Genomic DNA, 19,572 nt, shown 5'->3' with positions numbered 1-19,572 from the left:
GAAAAATTGATAAAGTTGAGGATGACAATATGAAGGATGAACAACATTTATCGCGTGTCGAACGTAGAAAACGCGAATTAGAACAACAAGAAATCGAATCGTCTCGTGTAGGTCATGGTCAAGCGGACGAATCATCTATACATGCACAACACGAACAATGGCGTGAACAGACGACGCATCAATCTGAACATCCATTTTTAAATGAACAGGCGCAAGCCTCTTCTAAACCGAAAAACGGGACGGCGAAATCACGTCGTAAACGATCGCCCCGCATCTCATTATTTTCGAGACGGAAACCATCTCGTCCGAAATCGCAACATGCGACGAGTCGATCGAAACCGTCTACTCCCGTAAAACGAGAGATGGATCAACCTTCTAAACAACCACCAAAACGAAAGCGAAAATGGAAAGGGAAAGTTGCCCTTTTTCTTATCGTCATGTTACTTGTGGCAGGGTATATGGCTACTTCTCCTTTTACGTTTCTCATTATGGGGAGCGATGCACGGGTAGGCGAATCGCTTTCGGGATCTCGTACGGACTCCCTGCAATTGATGGAATTTGTTCCGCGCTCACGTACCGTTCAGAACGTATCGATTCCACGAGATACGTATACGACCATTCCATGTGAGCCTGACCGGGAGGGTGACAAAATCACTCATGCATTTGCCTTTGGTGGTGCGGAATGTACAGTCGGTGCTGTCGAGGGGCTGACCGATACAACGGTCGATGGACAAGTCGTCATCACATTCGAATCATTCATGGAAATGATTGATTTGATTGGCGGTGTGAACGTCACGGCGACGCATTCGTTTAGTGAAAAAGGGTTCAACCAAACGTATGAGTATACAGAGGGTGTCTCTTACGCGATGGATGGAGATATGGCACTTGCGTATGCGAGACATCGAAAAACCGACACGGACGGAGCCCGTTCGAATCGTCAGACGGAAGTGATGACTGCCGTAGCGGAAAAATTGGCAAGTCCATCAGGATGGACAAAAATCCCGACGGCGTATCGCTTTATGAAAGAAGAGATGGGTCTTGAGATGAACGTTCTGCAAATGGCGGCTGTCGGAGTGACGATGATCTCTAGTCCAGAAGTGAATAAGATGCAAGTGGAAGGGCAGGACGCCTACATCAATAATGTCTATTATTATGAGCCGCTAGATGAGAGCGTACAATCGATTCGAAGTGCTCTTGACCTATCGATTTGGGGTACTGTCAGATAATTTTAAGAAAAGGGTTTGATTCTGACTTGAAAGAGGAATTTTAAACAAATGAACTACTCTTTTGAGGAGGGAAATTTGAATGAAAGTTTTAGTCATTGGAGCAACCGGAAAGATCGGAAAACGTGTATTGAAAAGTCTAGCGAAGACCCATCAAGTGACCGCTTTAATTCGTTACCCTGAACTACAAGCAGAGTATGAGAAAATGGGTGCGCACGTATTGACGGTCGACATCGAGAAAGAGCTCGAGAAGAAAGTTCATGAGGCGACAGCTGGTCAAGATGCAGTCATTATTGCGGCAACGGCCGGTGCGGACGGTTCGAGCACTGAAATCGAACTGCTTGACCGTAATGTTGCGATGAACGCAATCGATGCTGCTAAAAAAGAGCGGGTACGTCACGTCGTCTTGCTTAGTGCTTACGGTGCGGATCAACCAGATGCAGCACCGAAAGAACTCTTCAACTTTCTGTCAGCCAACAATGCTGCCGACGAATATATCGAACATAGCGGTTTGAACTATACGATCATTTGCCCAGTGACTATTGTCGATGAACCGAGCAGAGGTTCAATCGAAGCCTCTGAGGATTTGAACGATGTGGATGGTGCGACGATTTCTGAAACCGATGTCGCGACGGTCATTGCAGCCTCTCTCGATAATCGTGGTTTGTACGGCCGCCGAGTCGAAATCAAGTCTGGTAGTACACCGATCAATGAAGCGCTTGATTTTGAAGGACGTGGAGAAGTGGCGAACGGAGGTAGAACGACGTTACGTCGACCACAACGTTCATAATGAGTTGAGGAGAGGATGACATGGAACGAAAGTTGTATAAAGACCCAGGCAACCAAATGATTGCTGGAGTATGTTCAGGACTCGGAAACTATCTAGGGGTGGACGTCACGATCATGCGCATTCTTTTTGTGGTGATGGCACTTCTAGGAGGACCGGGACTTCTCATCTACATCATCCTAGCAATCATTATGAAAAAACCACCGTCAGAGTATGAGGTGGAACAAGAAGATCGTTTCTAATTAAAAACAATCCGACGAGAACCGTCGGATTGTTTTTTAGTTTTCAACATATAACGTATAACTCGCTTCGAACGTTTCGTTTGGCGAAAGGAGCTGGACCCCTTCTTTATTCATAAAATCTTTTCGATGTCCTTTATAATCGGCATGACCGAACCAAGGCTCGAGACAGACGAATGGTGCGTCTTTATGCGGTGGCGACCAAATACCGAAGTGTGTGAAAGATGGGCTCTCCATCACGATCGCTCTGCCTGTCGGTTGATGGCGAATTGCCGCATACTCCACTTTCTCAAAGATTAGCGCATCGTCGTCAAATAGTGATCGAGTGAGAGGGATGTATTGACGCTCGCCGAGTGGTTGATAAGCCCCGGTCAAATAGGCACCATCTAACAAATAGCGGTCGAGTGTACGTGTTTCGCCAAAGTCAATCGTATAATCCTCGAACGTTCCTCCCGCGAAAGGAACATTGAATGCGGGATGACCTCCGATACTGAACGGTAACACTGTTTCACCCGGATTGTGAACGCGGTACGTCACGATGACTTCTTCGCCCACAAGCTGGTACGAGACGTGTAATGTAAACGGGAATGGATAGTGCTGTCGCGACTCTGATGTATCGCTCAATGTGAAATGAACAGATGTGGCGGTTGATGATTCGATTTTAAAAGTGGCGTCACGGGCAAATCCGTGTTGACTCATCGTGTACGTATTTCTTTCAAAAAGGTATTGATCATCGAGCAACCGCCCGACAATCGGGAAGAGTATCGGGGCTTGTCTTCCCCAATAGGTGGGGTCCCCTTGCCATAAATACTCGTTTCCGGATACTTTCCAACTGGTCATCTCGGCACCTTGGGTTTTTAAAGTGATCTGTATGTTTTCATTTTGGAGTTGCACAATCGATACGCTCCTTTGCGGTTTATGATAAGTTAAGTGTAGAAAGATTAAGTAAAACAAACAAGGGGTAAATGATGCGCTTACAAAGAATCGTAATCGGAACACTGATCCTACTATTGATTGCTGGGCTTGCTTATAAAGGATATGAAGAATATATGATGTCGTTGGAGGAGGACAAGGCGGTCCCGATCGTTCAAGATGAGACGGTGTTAGGCGGATTAGAAGTTGGACAAAAAGCCCCAGACTTCACCTTGAACACGTTAGACGGAGAAAGTCTCACCCTTTCGCAATATGAGGGCAAACCGGTCGTGATTAATTTTTGGGCATCCTGGTGTCCGCCTTGCCGGGAAGAGTTTCCTGAACTCGTATCTTTTGAAAAAGCGACAACTATTCCGGTTCTCGGTGTAAATGTCACGAAGAATGAACGGCGTGGAAAAGAGGACGTGGAAACCTTTCTAGATGAGTATCCCGTCGATTTTCCGATTCTGCTAGATGAAGAGGCCGCTGTCGAGCAACAGTACCGTGTCGTCGCGTTACCGACAACCTATGTTTTGGACGCGACAGGTGTCATCGTAGGAAAACAAACCGGTCCTGTAGATGAAGCGTGGATTCGGCAACAGTTAAATCAACAAACAGAATGACATATGACAAAAAGCTGAACGATCTGCCTAATTTGACTAGGCAGATCGTTCAGCTTTTATAGTGTTGCTTGATCAATGCATCAAAATTAGGAGTCATATCTTCTTCCAAATAATAGTGATGATTGTCTCGAATGATTGTATCACCAACACGTGCTTCGGACGGTAGGAATCGTCTAGGAATAAAACTTGAGCCATTATTCCATCTCAATACGGCATATTTTCCCTCGATCCGTACCAATGTACCGTACTTTATCATACCTCTTCCTCCTCGACGAGCAGCTTCTGTCTCTTTTTATCCTTACCTCATGTATTCCCACATTCCACAAAAGCTACACATATTTACAACCTTCCCCCCTCAAAAGAGAAGGGGCGCGACCAAAGACAGTACGTCCTCAAGGGAAATTGTGAAAAAAGTTTGAAGAAAACGCTTTCTTTTTAAGTGGATGTCTTCTATAATAAAACCACGGGGTGATTATGACGAAACTGTGAACAATGGGGGGATGGTCATGTTTTCTTCTGCAATGATTGGGTTACTCGCTCTGACGGGAGTAACGATCTATGGGGTTGACCGTATGTTCACGGTCCGCTCAGAACGCGTCACAAAGAAATAGGTCTACATAGGGGGAAATCGCAACGTCTTGGGGAGACGTTGCGATTTTTTAATAGTCTTGCTGACGGGACCGGCGATCGGTCTCTTTTTGTGCCACCATCTCTCGATTCCGTTCATGAACCCGATCGAAAAAGGAGTGCTCTGGCCATGATGAAGACCAGTGGCGTTCGTGTGGGAGTGCCAAAATATATTCTTCAGCGGCACTCAACCGTTGAATCATTGCGCTTCGATTATCGCACAGATCACCATGTCCCGGTACGAACCAACGGATCTCATGCTCATAAACGAGTGATTGAAGCGTTTGTAACGTATCGAGATAGTCACTCGGGTCGTGCTCGATAAAAGGGGGTTCGATGTTAGAACCATAATCACCGCAAATGAGTAGGTTCATCGATTCAATCAGAACCGACATGTGCGTCGCGTCATGACCAGGCGTAGAGATGAAGGTGACCGGTATTGAACCGAGGGAAAGCGTTTGATTAGGCTGAATCACGATATCGATATCAGGTTTTTGAATTGGGCGATCGATGTAATACTCTTCATAGAACTCATGAATCTCCTTTAACTGATCAGACGAATCTGCCTCGACAAAGGCTTGCGAGGCGATTGTTGTCGCATCTGTGAAACCGTAAGCCCCGATGATGTGATCGAAATGGTGATGTGTGAAGATGACATAAAGCGGACGGTCGTGACGGTTTAACTCAATGTCACGGCGAATCGTCGCAATTTCTTCTGGAAGCCATGTCGGATCAATCAATAGAATGGCATCTGGTGTATCGACAACGGTAGACGTCGTTCGCATCAACGCACTTTCATATACGGTAAACGATTGCAGCTTCGCTTGAATCAATGGAGTTCCTCCTTAGCAGATTGGATTCACTCACTCTTTTCCCTAAAACAAGCGAGGGAACAACAAAAAAGCAGAAAGTCATGTGACTTTCTGCTTTTGCAAGGTCTCAACCGTGCAGTGTATGTGTGCGAGAACATCTCGCGTATATGTCGATATTGGAGCGGGTGAAGAGAATCGAACTCTCGTCATCAGCTTGGAAGGCTGAGGTTTTACCATTAAACTACACCCGCATGAAAGAAAATATGGAGCGGGTGAAGGGAATCGAACCCTCGTCATCAGCTTGGAAGGCTGAGGTTTTACCATTAAACTACACCCGCGAAACGAATTAACGTTACTTTGATATAATAGCACATCAGATTAGATTTGCAAACCCTTTTTTAAAAAAACTTTTTAGGTTGCAGAATCCTATCTACAACGAAGATAATAGAAAAAAGGGGAGAAATCAAATATGAGTGAACGAAAATCATATTTACAACTGATGAGCGAAGGGTTTCGAATGTTACAACAATCGAAACAGACGGACACGACGGTGTCTCTCCGAAACTGGACGCTGTCGATTCAACACGATCATGAGTGGCATGTCGTACTGCGTTCGGAACGAGTCAAGTGGATTGGGTTGCCGAGTACGACCTTCCAGATCCAAAAAGATGCGATACAGATAGGAGACCTCCGAATCGCCCGTCACACAGAATCGAACGATGTACGTTTGACAATCGACGAAGAATGGGGATTGGAAAATAAGGTTGTTTGTGACAACCTGGAATGGGAAAGATTCGTCGATGCGCTCAAACAAGTGAAGGGGGAGTAAGTGTGAGTGGAGAGAGGTTGTATCGGATCGAAGCCGAGGCTCGTGGGAGTGCCTGGCGTGCCCGGGTTTTAACAGGGATTCAGCGATTTCGGTTTTATAAAGGAGAATTGCTCGCACCGACAAACCGACCGTATGTCGTGTTAAGCATCTCACAAGATGAAAAAGCCTTACCTGATTTAATTGAGACCGATATGGGCATTCTCTTAATTCACGAGCGGGTGGGACCTATTTTTATGAACGTCTGTCCGTATGACGTTCAGCTCGTTCGGGTCGAACTTCATACAAGCACGGGAAAAACCGACCGTTACTGTGCGCTCAACGTCCTCCGCCGCTTTGAAATCGAATACCTTGAGCATTCGAACGAATATCGTCCGTTAAGCGCGGATCGACTCTACTTCCTATCTGATCAAACGGTCCGAATGGATTTGTTTGGACATATGATTGCCCAAGACGAAAATAGCCAACGTCTTTATGTGACCGACCGATTGAAGTATGCGCTTCAAGCTAAAATGGTCACAGGGCTGGCATTTAAGCAAGTAAAGGAGAAGACAGCATGAAAGAATATGAAATTGATGGGTGGTTCCGCCTGACGTATCCTGAACATTATGAGTATAGCGAAGAAGAGGACTATGTGAGCTTCTATTCGACAGAAGAGGATGCGCAAGGGACACTTCAAATCTCGATTTATGAATCAGAAGATTCGCAAGAACCGAAAAAATCCGCACTGAGCGAGTTGAACACGTTCTTAGGTGAGTTCCCGATTGACGTGAAAATCGCACCGAGTGTGACCGATGAGACGAGTGACATGACGACAGCTTACGCGAGTGGGATTGAAGACGGCATGCATTTAGACGTATGGTCCTTGACCGATGGAAAGCGGCTCTTATTTTTAACATACGTAGCCGATCAGGTGACCAATGAAAAAATGGAGATCGAATCCATCATCGACTCGATCGAGTGGACATAAAAGGAGACACGACGCCAACGAGGCGCGTGTCTCTTTTCTATTGATATTTAGGTACATCGAAGTTAAGTGTGTAAGCATCAAGGGATTGATAGATATTATAGATGCTAGTCGTCTGTTTCACGGCCCATCCGATATCGGTTGCGTATTGGTGAGTTCCGGGTGAAGACGGGTTGAAGCGCATCTTGTAGAGCGTGTTTTGCATGTATTGCGGATTATTAATATATTTTGCTCCGATCCAGTAAGCTCCCCCAATGATTGCCTCTTTCGGTGAGAACCATTTTTGCTGGAAAGCGTACTTAGCGCCGTTCCCAAGCGGATTGCTATCGGTCGCTTGAATTCCGTACATATTGTAGACCGTGGCTGCCACTGGTCGCTCTGGGTAAATTCGCTTCCCGCTCGAGTTGATCAACGCATTGCCATCTTTGTCGACAGGGACTCCTTTTGCCAGGAGCGACGTGCCGTGTCCGGTTTCAAGTAGGGCATGTGAGAGAAGATATACTTCGTTCACGCCATACATACTTGCCGCATCGACGAACGCTTGACCTTGTCCGCTGAGTGTTCCTTTAGACGTGAGAACTTTGTTTAACGTCGTCGCGGTTGTTCCGGCACTCTTTGATAAGTCTAGGAACTGATAGAACGAACGTGAATTCGAGTCCACCTGACTCGGGTCGACATACGAGAGTAAATCATCTACTGAAGCGCGACGCCATGTGTTGTCGAATACGCGAATGTTATGTCCAGCCGGTCGTTTATACGAAATCGTATAGTACGTCCCCGTCTGACCAGTTATCGTTACAGTTTCACCTGTATTGATTTGTCCATAGGCGTGAGATGTTAAAATCGGCCGACTCAAAATGTTTGCTGTCCCGACGACTGATCCTGGTGTGACGTAGCCGGTCATCGTACCATATTTCACTTTATACCAAACAGTTGAACCGGAAGTGTGGCGATCGACATACTGGATCTTGGCCCCGTATGGAATCGTGACAAGTGATGAGGAGCTTGAAGAGGCTGCCATCTTCAATGCTGTTCCTAAGCCAGAGATGACTGTCATCTCTGGCTTGACAATCGTCCCTGTCGAACCGTTCACACTGACCCAAGCACGTGGTAAATAAGCTTCGTCATACCGATGTGCATCAGTTTGGGCGAATTGTGCCACTTGACGCTCTGCCATCTGCCTCACGCTCATCGGGTAGCTCGTGTACGAGACTTTTTTCGTGATGCCTGTCGCAGGTGGAGTCGTTGTGACAGGTACGACGTAGTCCGTATGAATATAATTTCCTTTAAAAGTACCATTTGTGAGAAGTGCCCAGTCTGACCCGACAATCGGTTTAATGTTGACGAGTGTTCCGGTCGTCAATGTTCCAACCTTATTTGAGGTCGTTACTTCTGGTGTCGACCGAACGTTCAATGGGGTATTCCCATCTACATAAACACGGACTTGACGTTCCTCTTCGTATTGTTCGTCTGATGGTGCTGTTTTTGAGAAGTAATCTGCCGTCGCATAGCCGGTGATCGGACCGTATTCGATTTTGAAGAAGCGATCTGTAAGGCCGGGTTCAGATACTTGTTGGACTTTCGTACCGAACGGAATGACAGCAATTTTAACTTTGCTTGCATCCGAACGATTGTACAAAACGACATCACGGGTAGTGTAGTAATCAGTTTTCACGACGACCGCGGGATCTTTCGATGAAAAGTGACTAGAACCTGCGTATCCTGTTTTTCCGTCATAGCGAATTTTGAACCATGAACTAGAAAGGTCACGTTGTGAGATTTGTTCAACTACAGCACCGAATGGAATCGTATCGATTTTTGTCGCCCCTGCAGCAGAAGAACTATACATCGCGACGTTTCGAATCGCGAAATATGGCGTAATCTTCACTTCTTCTGGAGCTTTCGTTGAAAAGTGACGAGCGGCAGCAAACCCGGTGACACCATCATGCTCAATTTTGAACCAAGAGCCGGGCAGGTTGGCATCAGATACTTGAACCACTTTTGTCCCTTCTTTGATTGTACGAAGACGAGCAGCTCCAGAAGCGGATGACTCATACAATACGAGGTCTCGAACCGCATAGTAGGTTGTTTTGACGACTGCTTCGGGTTTTGATGTGGAGAAGTTACGTGCTGCCGCATAGCCGACCGTGTTTCCATACTGAACTTTGAACCACGATGAGCTTAATCCATTCACATGTACGCGCTTGATCTCTGCTCCGAGCGGGATGGTCGCAATTTTTGTCGCACCGGTCCCTGAACCGTTGTAAAGCGCAACGTTTTTCACTGCATAGTAAGCGGTGACGGCTTCGGGAGCGAGTGGTGTCGATGTGAAATGGCGTGCCGGAGCGTATCCGACGAGCGAACCGTATTCGAGTTTATACCATGATCCTGTCGCACCTAATGAATCCAAATAAGTGACTTTCGCGCCTTCTGGGATCGTGGCGATTTTAGACGCTCCAGAACCGGTCGAATTGTATAAAACGGCTGTTTTCGAAGCATAAAATGCCGGACTCGTTTGGCTGAAGTATCGAGCGGCGACATAGCCTGTGTATGTGCCAAACTGAACTCTATACCAAGATCCCGTCGCTCCATGGGTTGATTGATAGGTCACCGTCGCTCCTTTAGGGATGACCGTTTCAATCGAAGCGGATGTTGACATCGACGAACGGAGATTAACGTTCATCTCAGCGACGTATAATGAACTAGATGTAGTAGCTGTTGTTGAAACAGGAGTTCCCATCGTCAAATAAGAAGCCGATACGTATCGTTTTTGACCTTCAAAGCTGATTTGTGCCCATTGATCATTGACGGTAAATACATCGACCGTCGTACCTTCTGTTAACTTGCCGACAATCGAAGACGTCGTCGACGAATCGGAGCGCACATTTAGTATCGGTGTGTTGACGGTTCCTTCTGATGTTGCTGCGTATGATTGGAGAGGTGCAACAGTGCTCAAGATCGTACTTGAGACGATCGCGGCTACCCCCAACCGTGAGAGTGTCGGTTTCAATATGTTACCCCTTTCGGATAAAAAAACGTGATAAAAGTGATTGCGGTCTAAGTATAACGTACTTAAAAATTGGAAAGAAGATGCATAATTTTAAAAAAGGTAAATGCTTAAAATACTTTTTCTAAAATTAGGTAAATAAAAATTCCCCTTATAAAAGGGGAATGAGTAAATTAATGGGTTTTGTTTTCGTTCATCCAACTGAGGATATGTGACCACACCTGTTGACGATGCGTTTCACGGAGGATTTCATGTCGGGCATTGTCGTATGTGGCGACAGAGGGTTCGATATCCGCTTTACGATATTTCTGAATGATTCCATTCAACCCCTCACCATCGTGAGTGACAGGGTCGTCCGCTCCAGCGACGAATAAAACCGGAAGTGACTTCGGGTGTTCATGTATCCGTGCCGATGTCGTGACGTCGAGTGAGGCGTGAGTCACTTCGTGTAAAAAACCGAGTGAAGGAAGTCCGCCACAATTGGGGTCATCGATGTAGGAATCGACCTCATCTGGAATGCTTGAGATCCAATCGCTATCCGTTCGAGCAGGTAAGAATTTGAGGTTATAGCGACCGAACAACAGTCGTTCGAAAAATTTAGATTGATACGTTTCACCTTTGCGTTTCACTGCGGTAGCAATAAAGCGATGGCCGATTTCTCCTGCGACCCCGGGATGTGGTGGTGGGGCGACGGCGACAATACCGGATAACGCATGACCCATGATTTGCCCGAGTCGTCGTACGAGAAGCGACCCGAAGCTATGACCTAACAGGTAGGTGGGGCGCTCATCACTATATTCGTCGAGCATATACTGGGCATCCTCGACGAGTTGTTGAAATCCCGTCCCGGATGGAAGGTGTCCGTATGTGCTTTGTTCGTGAGCGCTCGCCCCTGCCCCACGTAAATCACATACGAACACATCATATCCATTTTTTGACATATATTGAGCGAGGTCGATATATCTTTCGTAATGCTCGAGCATTCCATGGAAAATGAAAATTTTACCAATTGCCTGTTCTGCACTAACTTTCATCACTTGCGTTTGGTACCCGTCAGGATACGTCAACTCCGAAACGATCATCTGTCATCCTCCTATTAGAAAAGTCCAATCGCTTTTCCAGATTCGTCGATTCCCATGTTGAGAGCCGCCGGATGTTTTGGCAAACCTGGCATCGTCAGTACGTTCCCTGTGAGGGCGACGAGGAACCCGGCCCCTACAGATGGTTTCAATTCACGGACGGTGATTGTAAATCCTTTTTGGTAACCGAATTTTACTGGGTCGTCCGATAGAGAGAACGGTGTTTTTGCCATACAAATCGGAAGGTCGGCCCAGCCGTTCCGCTCTATTTCTTTCATTTGTTTTTGCGCTTTTGCTGTAAACACGACGTCAGCAGCCCCATATACTTCCCGGGCAATCGTTTTGATTTTCAGTTCAATCGAATCGCTCAACTCATAAAGTGGATTCAACTTGCTTTCATTCGACTCGACAGCATCGATGACCGCTTCAGCCAATTGTTGTCCACCAAGACCACCGCTTGCCCACACTTCACTGAGGGAGGCGCGAATGTTATGTGCCGCACACCAGTCCAAAACGGTTGCGAGTTCTTCTTCTGTGTCTGAATTGAAACGATTCAATGCGACGACCGTCGGTAATCCGAGTTTCTTCATCGTATCAATATGCTTTGCGAGTAACTTCAAGCCCTCTCCGACTGCGCCTACATTCTCGTGATGGAGTTGGTCTTTCGATATGCCGCCATGCATTTTTAAAGCGCGGACGGTCGCGACGAGGACGACCGCGTCCGGATTTAGTTCTCCGACCCGGGATTTGATGTGACAAAACTTTTCTGCTCCGAGGTCGGCACCGAATCCAGCCTCCGTCACCACATATTCTCCGAGTTTTAAAGCGGTTTTCGTCGCGATGAGCGAGTTGCATCCGTGTGCGATGTTTGCGAACGGTCCACCGTGGACGATGGCAGGTGTTTGCTCGAGCGTTTGGACGAGGTTCGGTTTAAATGCCTCTTTCAACAACAACGTTGCGGCGCCGGCAGCCCCGATTTGCTCGGCGGTGATCGGTTCTTTTTGGTCATCATAGGCGACGACGATACGTTTAATGCGTTCTTCAAGGTCACTTAATGAATCCGCAAGACAGAGAATAGCCATAATTTCTGAGGCGACGGTAATATCAAATCCATCCTCACGAGGTACTCCGTGAGCGGGTCCACCAAGTCCGACTGTCACATGGCGGAGAGCACGGTCGTTCAAGTCAAGGACGCGCTTCCACACAATGTTTCGGACATCGATTCCGAGGTCGTTTCCTTGATGTAAATGATTATCGATCATAGCACTGATGGTGTTGTGTGCCGATGTGATGGCGTGCATGTCACCTGTGAAGTGGAGGTTGATGTCTTCCATTGGGAGCACTTGACTGAAACCACCTCCGGCTGCACCACCCTTTAAGCCCATCGTCGGCCCGAGAGAAGGTTCGCGAAGACAAACGATTGCTTGTTTATCCAATTGGTTCAAGGCTTGTCCTAATCCGACCGTCACCGTTGATTTCCCTTCACCAGCGGGCGTCGGATTGATCGCAGTGACGAGAACGAGCTTCCCGTCTTCACGCGTCTTCACACGTTCGATTACATCAAAAGAAAGTTTAGCCTTGTATTTTCCATAAAGATCTAGGTCGTCTTCATGCAATCCGATTTTTGCTGCAATATCTTTGATTGGCAATGTTGTAGCTTGTTGGGCGATGGTAAGGTCGGACAATGGTTTCGTCGTTGTCATTCAAAAAGTCCCTCCGTTTATCGAACGATATATTTATATAAGGTTATCATCATTCGGATTTTTCCGGTTATCGAACGGATGAAGGCGAATCATGTTCCTACCGTTCGTATAATCATTGATTTTATCATAACTCATTATGTGTTCAATTTCATTCATTCCGTTCAATATATTCCACCCTTTCCGTCAAATGTATCCGTTTTCATAATGAGTTTGACGCGATACATTGATAGTGGAGGCGATACAGATGAATGAAACGGCTAAACGGACGAAACAAAGACGAAATTGGAGAAAACCTGCGAGTTTTGTGGCATTTGTCGGACCTGCTTTTCTGGCATTTGTCGCCATCGTACTCATCCCGTTTTTCAATGGAATTTATTATAGTTTCACAGATTGGAACGGTGTGACAGGAGAATTGAACTTTATCGGATTCGAAAACTATCAACGCTTGTTTCTCGAAGATGAGCAGTTCCGATCTTCTTTTTGGATCACGACAAAATATACGATCGTGTCCGTCTTATTGACGAATATCGTCGGTTTCTCATTGGCGCTATTATTGACGATGAACATAAAGACACGAAACTTCTTACGAACGATTTTCTTCATGCCAAATTTGATTGGTGGCTTGATTCTCGGATTCATTTGGCAGTTCATTTATGTGAAAGGATTTGCCTCGATCGGTGCGTTGACGGGGTGGAGCTTATTCGAATTACCGTGGCTCGGTGATGCGCAAACGGCATTTTGGGGCATCGTCATTGTCGCCATTTGGCAAGGAGGCGGGTATGTCATGGTCATTTACATCGCGGCGCTCCAAAATGTGCCGACTGACTTGATGGAGGCGGCTCGAATCGATGGGGCGAACCGCTTCAAGATGCTCCGCCATATCACCTTGCCGATGATAATGCCATCGATCACCATCTGTTTGTTCCTAACGATTTCTTGGTCGTTCAAAGTGTTTGATACGAACTTGTCACTCACGAACGGTGGACCGTTTAAATCGACCGAGATGTTAGCCTTAAATATTTACACCGAGTCTTTTGTGAATAACAATTATGGTCTCGGGTCAGCGAAGGCGGTCATCTTCTTCTTAGTCGTGGCTGCGATTACGGTGACACAAGTGTATGTCACGAAAAAACGGGAGGTGGAGGCATGACGACTGAAAAATTGGAGCGTGTCGAGAGGAAGTTAGATGAGACGCCAACACAGATTCCGAAGCGACCTCTTCGTCCGGGAATGTACTCGTGGAATCTCGGTGTTATCGAACTTGTCGCCATCCTGCTCGGACTTCTTTATTTGGTACCGTTCTACTATGTTGTCGCGAACTCGTTCAAATCGATGGCCGAAATTTTTACGAACACGTCCGCTTTGCCGTCTGAATGGTTGACGTCAAATTATACAGAAGCATGGGAAGCGATGAATTATGGGCGCGTATTTTTAAATTCGCTCCTCATCACGGTCGGGGCGAACGCGGTGATCGTCATCTTCACCTCGATGGCGGCGTGGAAGCTCGTTCGAACAAAGCATTGGATCTCGACGTTAATTTTCTTCTTGTTCGTGGCAGCGATGGTCATTCCGTTCCAGTCGATCATGATTCCGCTCGTGAAAGTCTCGAGCGTCCTTGGGTTGTTGAATAGTCATTGGGGTCTGATTGTCATGTATCTTGGATTTGGCTCTGGTATATCCGTGTTTCTCTATCACGGGTTTATGAAGTCGATTCCCGAGGAGATTGAAGAAGCAGCCATCATTGATGGTTGCTCGACGTGGGGAGTATTTTGGCGCATCGTTTTTCCACTACTCAAACCGATCACGGTGACAATCGTCATCTTGAACAGTCTATGGATTTGGAACGATTTCCTGCTACCATCGCTCGTGCTTCGTGATGTCGAGTTACGGACAATCCCGCTTGCGACGTTCTATTTCTTTGGACAATACACGAAACAATGGGATTTGGCGTTAGCTGGTTTAGTGTTAGGAATCGTTCCGCTTCTGCTCTTCTTCTTCGGTATGCAAAAACATATCATCAAGGGGATTACAAGCGGCTCGATTAAATAACCCTCCTAAGGGAATCCTCCGTTCGCTACACGGAGGATTATTTTTTTTGAAAAAAATCGTTGACATTAGTCTGAATATTTATAATAATGAATTCAATTCAATTGTGAACGACGTCGAAAGGACGAGTACACGAAGGTAGTGAGCCAAGCGATCCGGGGGTGGTGAGAGCCCGGTCTGAACCCTTCGTCGAAAAACTTCCTGGAGTCGCTACCCGAACGCTTTGCCAGTAGACGTAGCCGGACCGCTCCCCGTTATCGGAGTTACGAGATGATTGTCTCGAAAAAGTGAGTAGATTCGTCTACTAATTTGGGTGGCACCGCGGAACCGAAGTCTTCCGTCCCATGTTCGATGGGAATGGAGGGCTTTTTTTCATGGCTTCATTTCAAATATTCCACAATTGGAGGAAACGGAAAATGACAACTACAACAAGCACGATGAAGGAAAGACAGCAGACAATCGGAGCGGTAAAGGCACTCTTCGAGGAAAAAATTTCACGGGAACTCGGACTCATTCAAGTACAAGCTCCGCTATTCGTCGAATCAGCGAGTGGTGTCAACGATCACTTGAACGGTGTGGAACGCATCATTCAGTTCGACACGATGTATCCGGGGCATGAGCTTGAAATCGTTCAATCGCTCGCAAAATGGAAACGCGAAGCGCTCGGGCGTTATGGGTTCGGTGTCGGTGAGGGCTTATATACGCAGATGCGGGCCATTCGACGCGATGAAGAACTTGATGCCACGCACTCTCTCTTCGTTGATCAATGGGATTGGGAACGAGTGATTGCTCGAGAAGAGCGAACGATGGCATATTTACAAGCGACAGTTGAGTCGATTTATGCAGCGCTCCGTGAAACAGAATCAGAAGTAGAAAAAATGTACGGCATTGAAGCACTTCTTCCGGAAGCCATTCATTTCATCACGAGTCAGGAATTGGAGGATGCGTATCCGACGATGACACCGAAAGAGCGTGAGAGTGCTATCTGTAAAGAGTACGGTGCGGTCTTCATCTCACAAATCGGGGACCTTCTCGCTTCAGGGATGAAACACGATGGACGTGCGGCAGACTATGATGATTGGTCGCTCAACGGTGATATCCTTGTGTGGCACCCTGAACTCGAGTCGGCATTTGAACTATCGTCGATGGGTATTCGTGTCGACGAAGTGGCGCTTGACGAGCAATTGAAGAAAGCCGACGCAGAAGAGAAGCGCGCGTATCCATTCCATCAAGGCGTACTTGAAGGAACGCTTCCACTTACGATCGGTGGTGGGATCGGGCAATCGCGTGTCGCGATGTATCTCTTGCGTGCTCGTCATATCGGTGAAGTACAAACATCGGTTTGGCCGCAAGAAGTCATCCTGTCTTGCAAAGAAGCCGGAATCAGCTTGTTGTAATATAATATGAAGAAAAGCGGGACAGGACTCAAAAAGAGAGTCCTGTTTTTCTGTGCAACATTTTCCACCCTATCCGTCAATTTTGACACCTACATATTGGAAGCGTTTTCATTTAAAGTTGATTTTGTAAAGAATGGATGAGATTAAGGGAGGAAATGAGATGAAACGGAAGTGGAAATTATCAACAGCGGTCATGACGGCTGGAATGGTCTTATCACTCGCGGCTTGTGGCGGAGGCTCGCTCACGGACGAAGGTTCTTCTGAAGGAAATGCGGATAGCGGTGACAAAAAAGACGTCACGTTAAATGTCTTCCAATTTAAAGCGGAAATCGCGAAAGATCTTGAAGCGATGGCAAAAGAGTATGAAGAAGAGACTGGCGTCAAAGTGACCGTGCAAACGGTCGGCGGTGGTGCTGACTACGGCGCTGCCCTCAAGTCACAATTCGCTTCCGGGAACGAACCAGATATCTTCAATAACGGTGGATTCACAGAAGCCCAGACATGGAAAGATAAGCTTGAGGACTTATCGAGCGAGAAATGGGTCGGCGATTTGACGGAAGTCGCCAAAGAGCCGATGACGATGGACGATAAACTATACGGGATGCCGATGAACCTTGAAGGATACGGATTTATTTATAACAAAGAGCTGTTTGATAAAGCCGGGATTGAGGAATTACCGAAAACGCTCTCTGAATTGACGGATGCAGCTGAAAAATTAGATCAAGCCGGCATTACGCCGTTCTCTGTCGGTTATGCAGAGTTTTGGATTTTAGGCATCCACTTATTAAATATCCCGATGGCACAGCAAGATGATCCGGATGCATTCATCCAAGCGCTCAACGAGAATAAAGCGAAATTTGAAGACAATGAACAGTTCCAGCAGTTTTTGAAACTCTTTGATTTAACAATCAAGTATGGGAACAAAAACCCGTTGACGACGGACTATAACACTCAAGTTACGCAGTTCGCCCAAGGAGAGACAGCGATGCTCCAGCAAGGGAACTGGGCGCAACAGATGATCCTCGACGTGAACCCGGACATGGAGATGGGCTTCGTCCCAATTCCAATCAACGATGATGCCGAGAAGATGGACCGACTTCCGGTCGGTGTCCCGAACAACTGGGTCGTCAATAAAAACTCGAAGTATAAAGAAGAGGCAAAAGACTTCTTAGAGTGGATGGCGACATCGGATACAGGGAAAGATTACATGGTCAACAAGTTCAAGTTTATCCCGGCGTTCAAATCGATTGAAGCGAACGACCTCGGACCACTCGCAGATGACATTTTGGCGTATTCGAATGAAGGGAAAACCATCTCTTGGAACTGGTTCAAGTATCCGGATGGTGCTGTAAACGAATATGGTGCGCTTATGCAAGCATATGTCGGTGAACAAAAAACTGGTGAAGAGATGCTCCAAGACTTCACAAAAGTGTGGCAAGACAAAGTGAAATAACCAAGACGCAGACGGTGAAACGACCCCTTCACCGTCTGTGTTTTTTTTATGAAGAAATTGTCACAGTAATCCCATAAAAATGACACACATACCTATAGGGGTTTAAGTAAAATGGATGATGTAAGCGCTTGTGAAGAGGAGGGGGCATGAAACGGTTATTGATTTGTATTTTATTTATATGTTGGGGACAACACGTGAATGCGGAAGAAGAGACGATCTATTTGACTGAGCCGATTGTCATTGAATCGAATGAACATTTTGATGGGCGTGGGAAAACGTATACGAGTTGTAACCATCCAGCCTTTATTATGCGCGGAACGGGTGCCGTCCTTGAAAACGTGTCGGTTCGACAGTGTGATGGCGATCAAGTACCGGTGGTGAACGTCTCGGGTCTCGGGCACCAACTGTTCGATGTGTCAATCGAATCGTCAGGTATCGGTGTTTTGATTGAAGAGAGTTACGGTGTGCGCGCCATTCGGGTATCTGTGACAGGAAACATGCAGGCAGATGGGATCGTATTGGTGAACAGTCAAGCGGCAGAACTAATTGGCGCTGTCGTGAAACGTGTTCGCGATGGAATCTACATAGAGTATGGGTCTCAGCACACAATCGTTCGCCCGGTCATTTCACATTCTCGCTACGGCGTTCATTTGATGTTTCCGACCGACGTTGTGATCTCAATCCCGGAGCTTCATCATAATGTGACGGGTGCGATGATCATGGGGACAAACCAAGTCTTGTTCAAGAATGGAAACGTGCATGATCAAGTCGGGGGATCCGCGATGGGGATGATGTTGTATGAGGCGGTCGACACGACCGTTGAAATGACGAACGTCTTTGGAAATCACATCGGGATATATGCTGAACAATCGGTCGGGACGATACTCCAACAAAATCAGGTGTACGGAAACGATATCGGTTTTCAATTCAAACGAGCGAGCGGGATGACGGTTCTTCAAAATAACTTATTGGGTAATCGTGAAGCGGTGACGATGGTTGAATCCCATGAAAACATTGTTCGAGGAAATGTTTGGGACGGGCTGACGCTTGATTTGGACAGGGACGGGTTCAGTGAAATACCATACCGTACCGATCCTTACATGTTCCTATTGGCTGACACGTCTGAAGCATTCGAATTATTGTACGGGTCACCTGGTCTTCTTCTATTACAGAACATATTGAAGAGTCCAGATGAGATCACATTGACAGACCCGTCGCCCAAAACATTTTCAGCGACTTGGCGCTTTGAAGGGTCTTTATGGAAGTTGAGCAGTCTTTTATTATTGATAATCATTTGGATAATTGGGAGGAAACGACATGAAATCGTATAAACAAGTGGCAGGCTTATTATCAGTGGCAGGCTTATCTTTGGCTCTCGGAGCATGTTCTAGTGCATCGGCAGAACCGTTTGAAATCAAATGGGGGGAGACAGAATGTGAAGTATGTAAGATGAAGATCGTGGATAAACAGTTCGCAGCCGAGGCAATCATGGTAAATGAGAAAGGATATGCGTTTGATGATATCGGATGTTTGATGCGCGATTGGTATCCAGAACAAAACGAGGATGACATCGCAGCCATGTATGTGAAAGACTACAATACACTGGATTGGGTTGAGTTAGACGAAGCGTCGTTCGTATACGATAAAGAATCTAAGACACCGATGGCTTACAATATGATCTCATTCGCAAAAGAAACGGATGCAGAACAATATATAGATGAAAACGGTGGAACGATGATGGACTTTGACGAGTTGAAGGATCATGAATGGGAACGTGGAGAGATGCACCACATGAAGATGGATGGGGAAGACGCGGAGCATAACCACGACCATGATAGTGAAATGGATACAGAAGAAGAAGGTCATTAATC

The 19,572-nt window shown here is 46.6% G+C and carries 19 protein-coding genes, 2 tRNA genes and 1 other annotated feature; of the genes, 13 read left to right on the top strand and 8 right to left on the bottom strand.

Features of this window, described 5'->3' with window-relative positions; genetic code table 11:
• Window positions 1–29 precede the first annotated feature (29 nt).
• The 3 genes from KNP00_RS06870 to KNP00_RS06860 all read left to right on the top strand — a co-directional run bounded on the left by KNP00_RS06870 (window position 30) and on the right by KNP00_RS06860 (window position 2,252).
• A complete protein-coding gene (locus KNP00_RS06870; RefSeq protein WP_215143510.1) occupies window positions 30–1,226 on the top strand; it encodes an LCP family protein in 1,197 nt (398 codons plus the stop codon).
• Window positions 1,227–1,305: 79 nt separating this feature from the next.
• On the top strand, window positions 1,306–2,013 hold the full coding sequence (locus KNP00_RS06865) for an SDR family oxidoreductase (protein WP_215143509.1): 708 nt from the start codon (window positions 1,306–1,308) through the stop codon (window positions 2,011–2,013).
• 20 nt (window positions 2,014–2,033) lie between these two features.
• Window positions 2,034–2,252: a PspC domain-containing protein gene (locus KNP00_RS06860; RefSeq protein WP_215143507.1), complete on the top strand. Its 219-nt coding sequence runs from the start codon at window positions 2,034–2,036 to the stop codon at window positions 2,250–2,252.
• A gap of 36 nt (window positions 2,253–2,288) precedes the next feature.
• On the opposite strand, the gene KNP00_RS06855 is transcribed toward KNP00_RS06860, so the two are convergent.
• Window positions 2,289–3,143: an aldose 1-epimerase family protein gene (locus KNP00_RS06855; protein WP_215143505.1), complete on the bottom strand. Its 855-nt coding sequence runs from the start codon at window positions 3,141–3,143 to the stop codon at window positions 2,289–2,291.
• Window positions 3,144–3,217: 74 nt separating this feature from the next.
• Between KNP00_RS06855 and KNP00_RS06850 the strand changes: the two genes are divergently transcribed.
• The gene (locus KNP00_RS06850) at window positions 3,218–3,784 is read left to right on the top strand and encodes a TlpA family protein disulfide reductase (protein ID WP_240542760.1); all 567 of its coding nucleotides are present in this window, start codon (window positions 3,218–3,220) and stop codon (window positions 3,782–3,784) included.
• Window positions 3,785–3,833: 49 nt separating this feature from the next.
• Here the strand turns inward: KNP00_RS06850 and KNP00_RS06845 are convergent, their stop codons facing one another.
• The 4 genes from KNP00_RS06845 to KNP00_RS06830 form a co-directional block, all read right to left on the bottom strand.
• Complete coding sequence (locus KNP00_RS06845; RefSeq protein WP_015880796.1) at window positions 3,834–4,040, bottom strand: DUF3006 domain-containing protein; 207 nt, start codon at window positions 4,038–4,040, stop codon at window positions 3,834–3,836.
• Between the two features lie 403 nt (window positions 4,041–4,443).
• Complete coding sequence (locus KNP00_RS06840; protein WP_215143501.1) at window positions 4,444–5,244, bottom strand: MBL fold metallo-hydrolase; 801 nt, start codon at window positions 5,242–5,244, stop codon at window positions 4,444–4,446.
• A gap of 156 nt (window positions 5,245–5,400) precedes the next feature.
• Window positions 5,401–5,474, bottom strand: a tRNA-Gly gene (locus KNP00_RS06835).
• 13 nt (window positions 5,475–5,487) lie between these two features.
• Window positions 5,488–5,561 (bottom strand) — tRNA-Gly (locus KNP00_RS06830).
• A gap of 131 nt (window positions 5,562–5,692) precedes the next feature.
• Between KNP00_RS06830 and KNP00_RS06825 the strand changes: the two genes are divergently transcribed.
• The 3 genes from KNP00_RS06825 to KNP00_RS06815 are packed head-to-tail and all read left to right on the top strand — an operon-like array spanning window position 5,693 to window position 7,019.
• Window positions 5,693–6,052, top strand: coding sequence for a hypothetical protein (locus tag KNP00_RS06825; RefSeq protein ID WP_215143499.1), 360 nt, complete (start codon window positions 5,693–5,695; stop codon window positions 6,050–6,052).
• Between the two features lie 2 nt (window positions 6,053–6,054).
• Window positions 6,055–6,609, top strand: a complete 555-nt coding sequence (locus tag KNP00_RS06820; RefSeq protein WP_215143497.1) for a hypothetical protein — start codon at window positions 6,055–6,057, stop codon at window positions 6,607–6,609.
• The gene (locus tag KNP00_RS06815; protein WP_215143496.1) at window positions 6,606–7,019 is read left to right on the top strand and encodes a DUF3805 domain-containing protein; all 414 of its coding nucleotides are present in this window, start codon (window positions 6,606–6,608) and stop codon (window positions 7,017–7,019) included. The genes KNP00_RS06820 and KNP00_RS06815 overlap by 4 nt, the downstream gene beginning before the upstream one ends.
• Window positions 7,020–7,056: 37 nt before the next feature.
• Here the strand turns inward: KNP00_RS06815 and KNP00_RS06810 are convergent, their stop codons facing one another.
• The 3 genes from KNP00_RS06810 to KNP00_RS06800 all read right to left on the bottom strand — a co-directional run bounded on the left by KNP00_RS06810 (window position 7,057) and on the right by KNP00_RS06800 (window position 12,805).
• Window positions 7,057–10,026, bottom strand: a complete 2,970-nt coding sequence (locus tag KNP00_RS06810; protein ID WP_215143495.1) for an SH3 domain-containing protein — start codon at window positions 10,024–10,026, stop codon at window positions 7,057–7,059.
• A 170-nt stretch (window positions 10,027–10,196) separates the two neighbouring features.
• Window positions 10,197–11,105 (bottom strand): alpha/beta fold hydrolase, encoded by a 909-nt coding sequence (locus KNP00_RS06805; protein WP_215143493.1) that lies wholly within the window; start codon window positions 11,103–11,105, stop codon window positions 10,197–10,199.
• Window positions 11,106–11,119: 14 nt separating this feature from the next.
• Window positions 11,120–12,805 (bottom strand): formate--tetrahydrofolate ligase, encoded by a 1,686-nt coding sequence (locus KNP00_RS06800; RefSeq protein WP_215143491.1) that lies wholly within the window; start codon window positions 12,803–12,805, stop codon window positions 11,120–11,122.
• A gap of 244 nt (window positions 12,806–13,049) precedes the next feature.
• Between KNP00_RS06800 and KNP00_RS06795 the strand changes: the two genes are divergently transcribed.
• From KNP00_RS06795 to KNP00_RS06770, 6 genes are all read left to right on the top strand, one after another.
• Window positions 13,050–13,955 (top strand): carbohydrate ABC transporter permease, encoded by a 906-nt coding sequence (locus tag KNP00_RS06795; protein ID WP_215143490.1) that lies wholly within the window; start codon window positions 13,050–13,052, stop codon window positions 13,953–13,955.
• Window positions 13,956–14,035: 80 nt separating this feature from the next.
• On the top strand, window positions 14,036–14,854 hold the full coding sequence (locus KNP00_RS06790) for a carbohydrate ABC transporter permease (protein ID WP_215143666.1): 819 nt from the start codon (window positions 14,036–14,038) through the stop codon (window positions 14,852–14,854).
• A gap of 104 nt (window positions 14,855–14,958) precedes the next feature.
• Window positions 14,959–15,199, top strand: a binding site (T-box leader).
• Window positions 15,200–15,267: 68 nt separating this feature from the next.
• Window positions 15,268–16,248: an aspartate--ammonia ligase gene (asnA, locus tag KNP00_RS06785; RefSeq protein WP_215143489.1), complete on the top strand. Its 981-nt coding sequence runs from the start codon at window positions 15,268–15,270 to the stop codon at window positions 16,246–16,248.
• Window positions 16,249–16,408: 160 nt separating this feature from the next.
• The gene (locus tag KNP00_RS06780) at window positions 16,409–17,701 is read left to right on the top strand and encodes an ABC transporter substrate-binding protein (RefSeq protein ID WP_215143488.1); all 1,293 of its coding nucleotides are present in this window, start codon (window positions 16,409–16,411) and stop codon (window positions 17,699–17,701) included.
• Window positions 17,702–17,847: 146 nt separating this feature from the next.
• Entirely contained in the window at window positions 17,848–19,032 is a 1,185-nt protein-coding gene (locus tag KNP00_RS06775; protein ID WP_215143487.1) for a right-handed parallel beta-helix repeat-containing protein, read from the top strand.
• Window positions 19,019–19,570: a nitrous oxide reductase accessory protein NosL gene (locus KNP00_RS06770; protein ID WP_215143486.1), complete on the top strand. Its 552-nt coding sequence runs from the start codon at window positions 19,019–19,021 to the stop codon at window positions 19,568–19,570. The genes KNP00_RS06775 and KNP00_RS06770 overlap by 14 nt, the downstream gene beginning before the upstream one ends.
• Window positions 19,571–19,572: the final 2 nt, after the last annotated feature.

Source organism: Exiguobacterium qingdaonense (assembly GCF_018617855.1).
In the GTDB taxonomy this organism is placed as follows: domain Bacteria; phylum Bacillota; class Bacilli; order Exiguobacteriales; family Exiguobacteriaceae; genus Exiguobacterium; species Exiguobacterium qingdaonense.
Note: the sequence above shows the minus strand (reverse complement) of the source record. Positions and strands in the feature narration are given on the sequence as shown.

Coding starts and splice junctions, on each gene's coding strand:
- KNP00_RS06870 (WP_215143510.1), top strand. CDS start 30: ATGAAGGATGAACAACATTTATCGCGTGTCGAACGTAGAAAACGCGAA.
- KNP00_RS06865 (WP_215143509.1), top strand. CDS start 1,306: ATGAAAGTTTTAGTCATTGGAGCAACCGGAAAGATCGGAAAACGTGTA.
- KNP00_RS06860 (WP_215143507.1), top strand. CDS start 2,034: ATGGAACGAAAGTTGTATAAAGACCCAGGCAACCAAATGATTGCTGGA.
- KNP00_RS06850 (WP_240542760.1), top strand. CDS start 3,218: ATGCGCTTACAAAGAATCGTAATCGGAACACTGATCCTACTATTGATT.
- KNP00_RS06845 (WP_015880796.1), bottom strand. CDS start 4,040: ATGATAAAGTACGGTACATTGGTACGGATCGAGGGAAAATATGCCGTA.
- KNP00_RS06825 (WP_215143499.1), top strand. CDS start 5,693: ATGAGTGAACGAAAATCATATTTACAACTGATGAGCGAAGGGTTTCGA.
- KNP00_RS06815 (WP_215143496.1), top strand. CDS start 6,606: ATGAAAGAATATGAAATTGATGGGTGGTTCCGCCTGACGTATCCTGAA.
- KNP00_RS06805 (WP_215143493.1), bottom strand. CDS start 11,105: ATGATCGTTTCGGAGTTGACGTATCCTGACGGGTACCAAACGCAAGTG.
- KNP00_RS06800 (WP_215143491.1), bottom strand. CDS start 12,805: ATGACAACGACGAAACCATTGTCCGACCTTACCATCGCCCAACAAGCT.
- KNP00_RS06795 (WP_215143490.1), top strand. CDS start 13,050: ATGAATGAAACGGCTAAACGGACGAAACAAAGACGAAATTGGAGAAAA.
- KNP00_RS06790 (WP_215143666.1), top strand. CDS start 14,036: ATGTACTCGTGGAATCTCGGTGTTATCGAACTTGTCGCCATCCTGCTC.
- asnA (WP_215143489.1), top strand. CDS start 15,268: ATGACAACTACAACAAGCACGATGAAGGAAAGACAGCAGACAATCGGA.
- KNP00_RS06780 (WP_215143488.1), top strand. CDS start 16,409: ATGAAACGGAAGTGGAAATTATCAACAGCGGTCATGACGGCTGGAATG.
- KNP00_RS06775 (WP_215143487.1), top strand. CDS start 17,848: ATGAAACGGTTATTGATTTGTATTTTATTTATATGTTGGGGACAACAC.
- KNP00_RS06770 (WP_215143486.1), top strand. CDS start 19,019: ATGAAATCGTATAAACAAGTGGCAGGCTTATTATCAGTGGCAGGCTTA.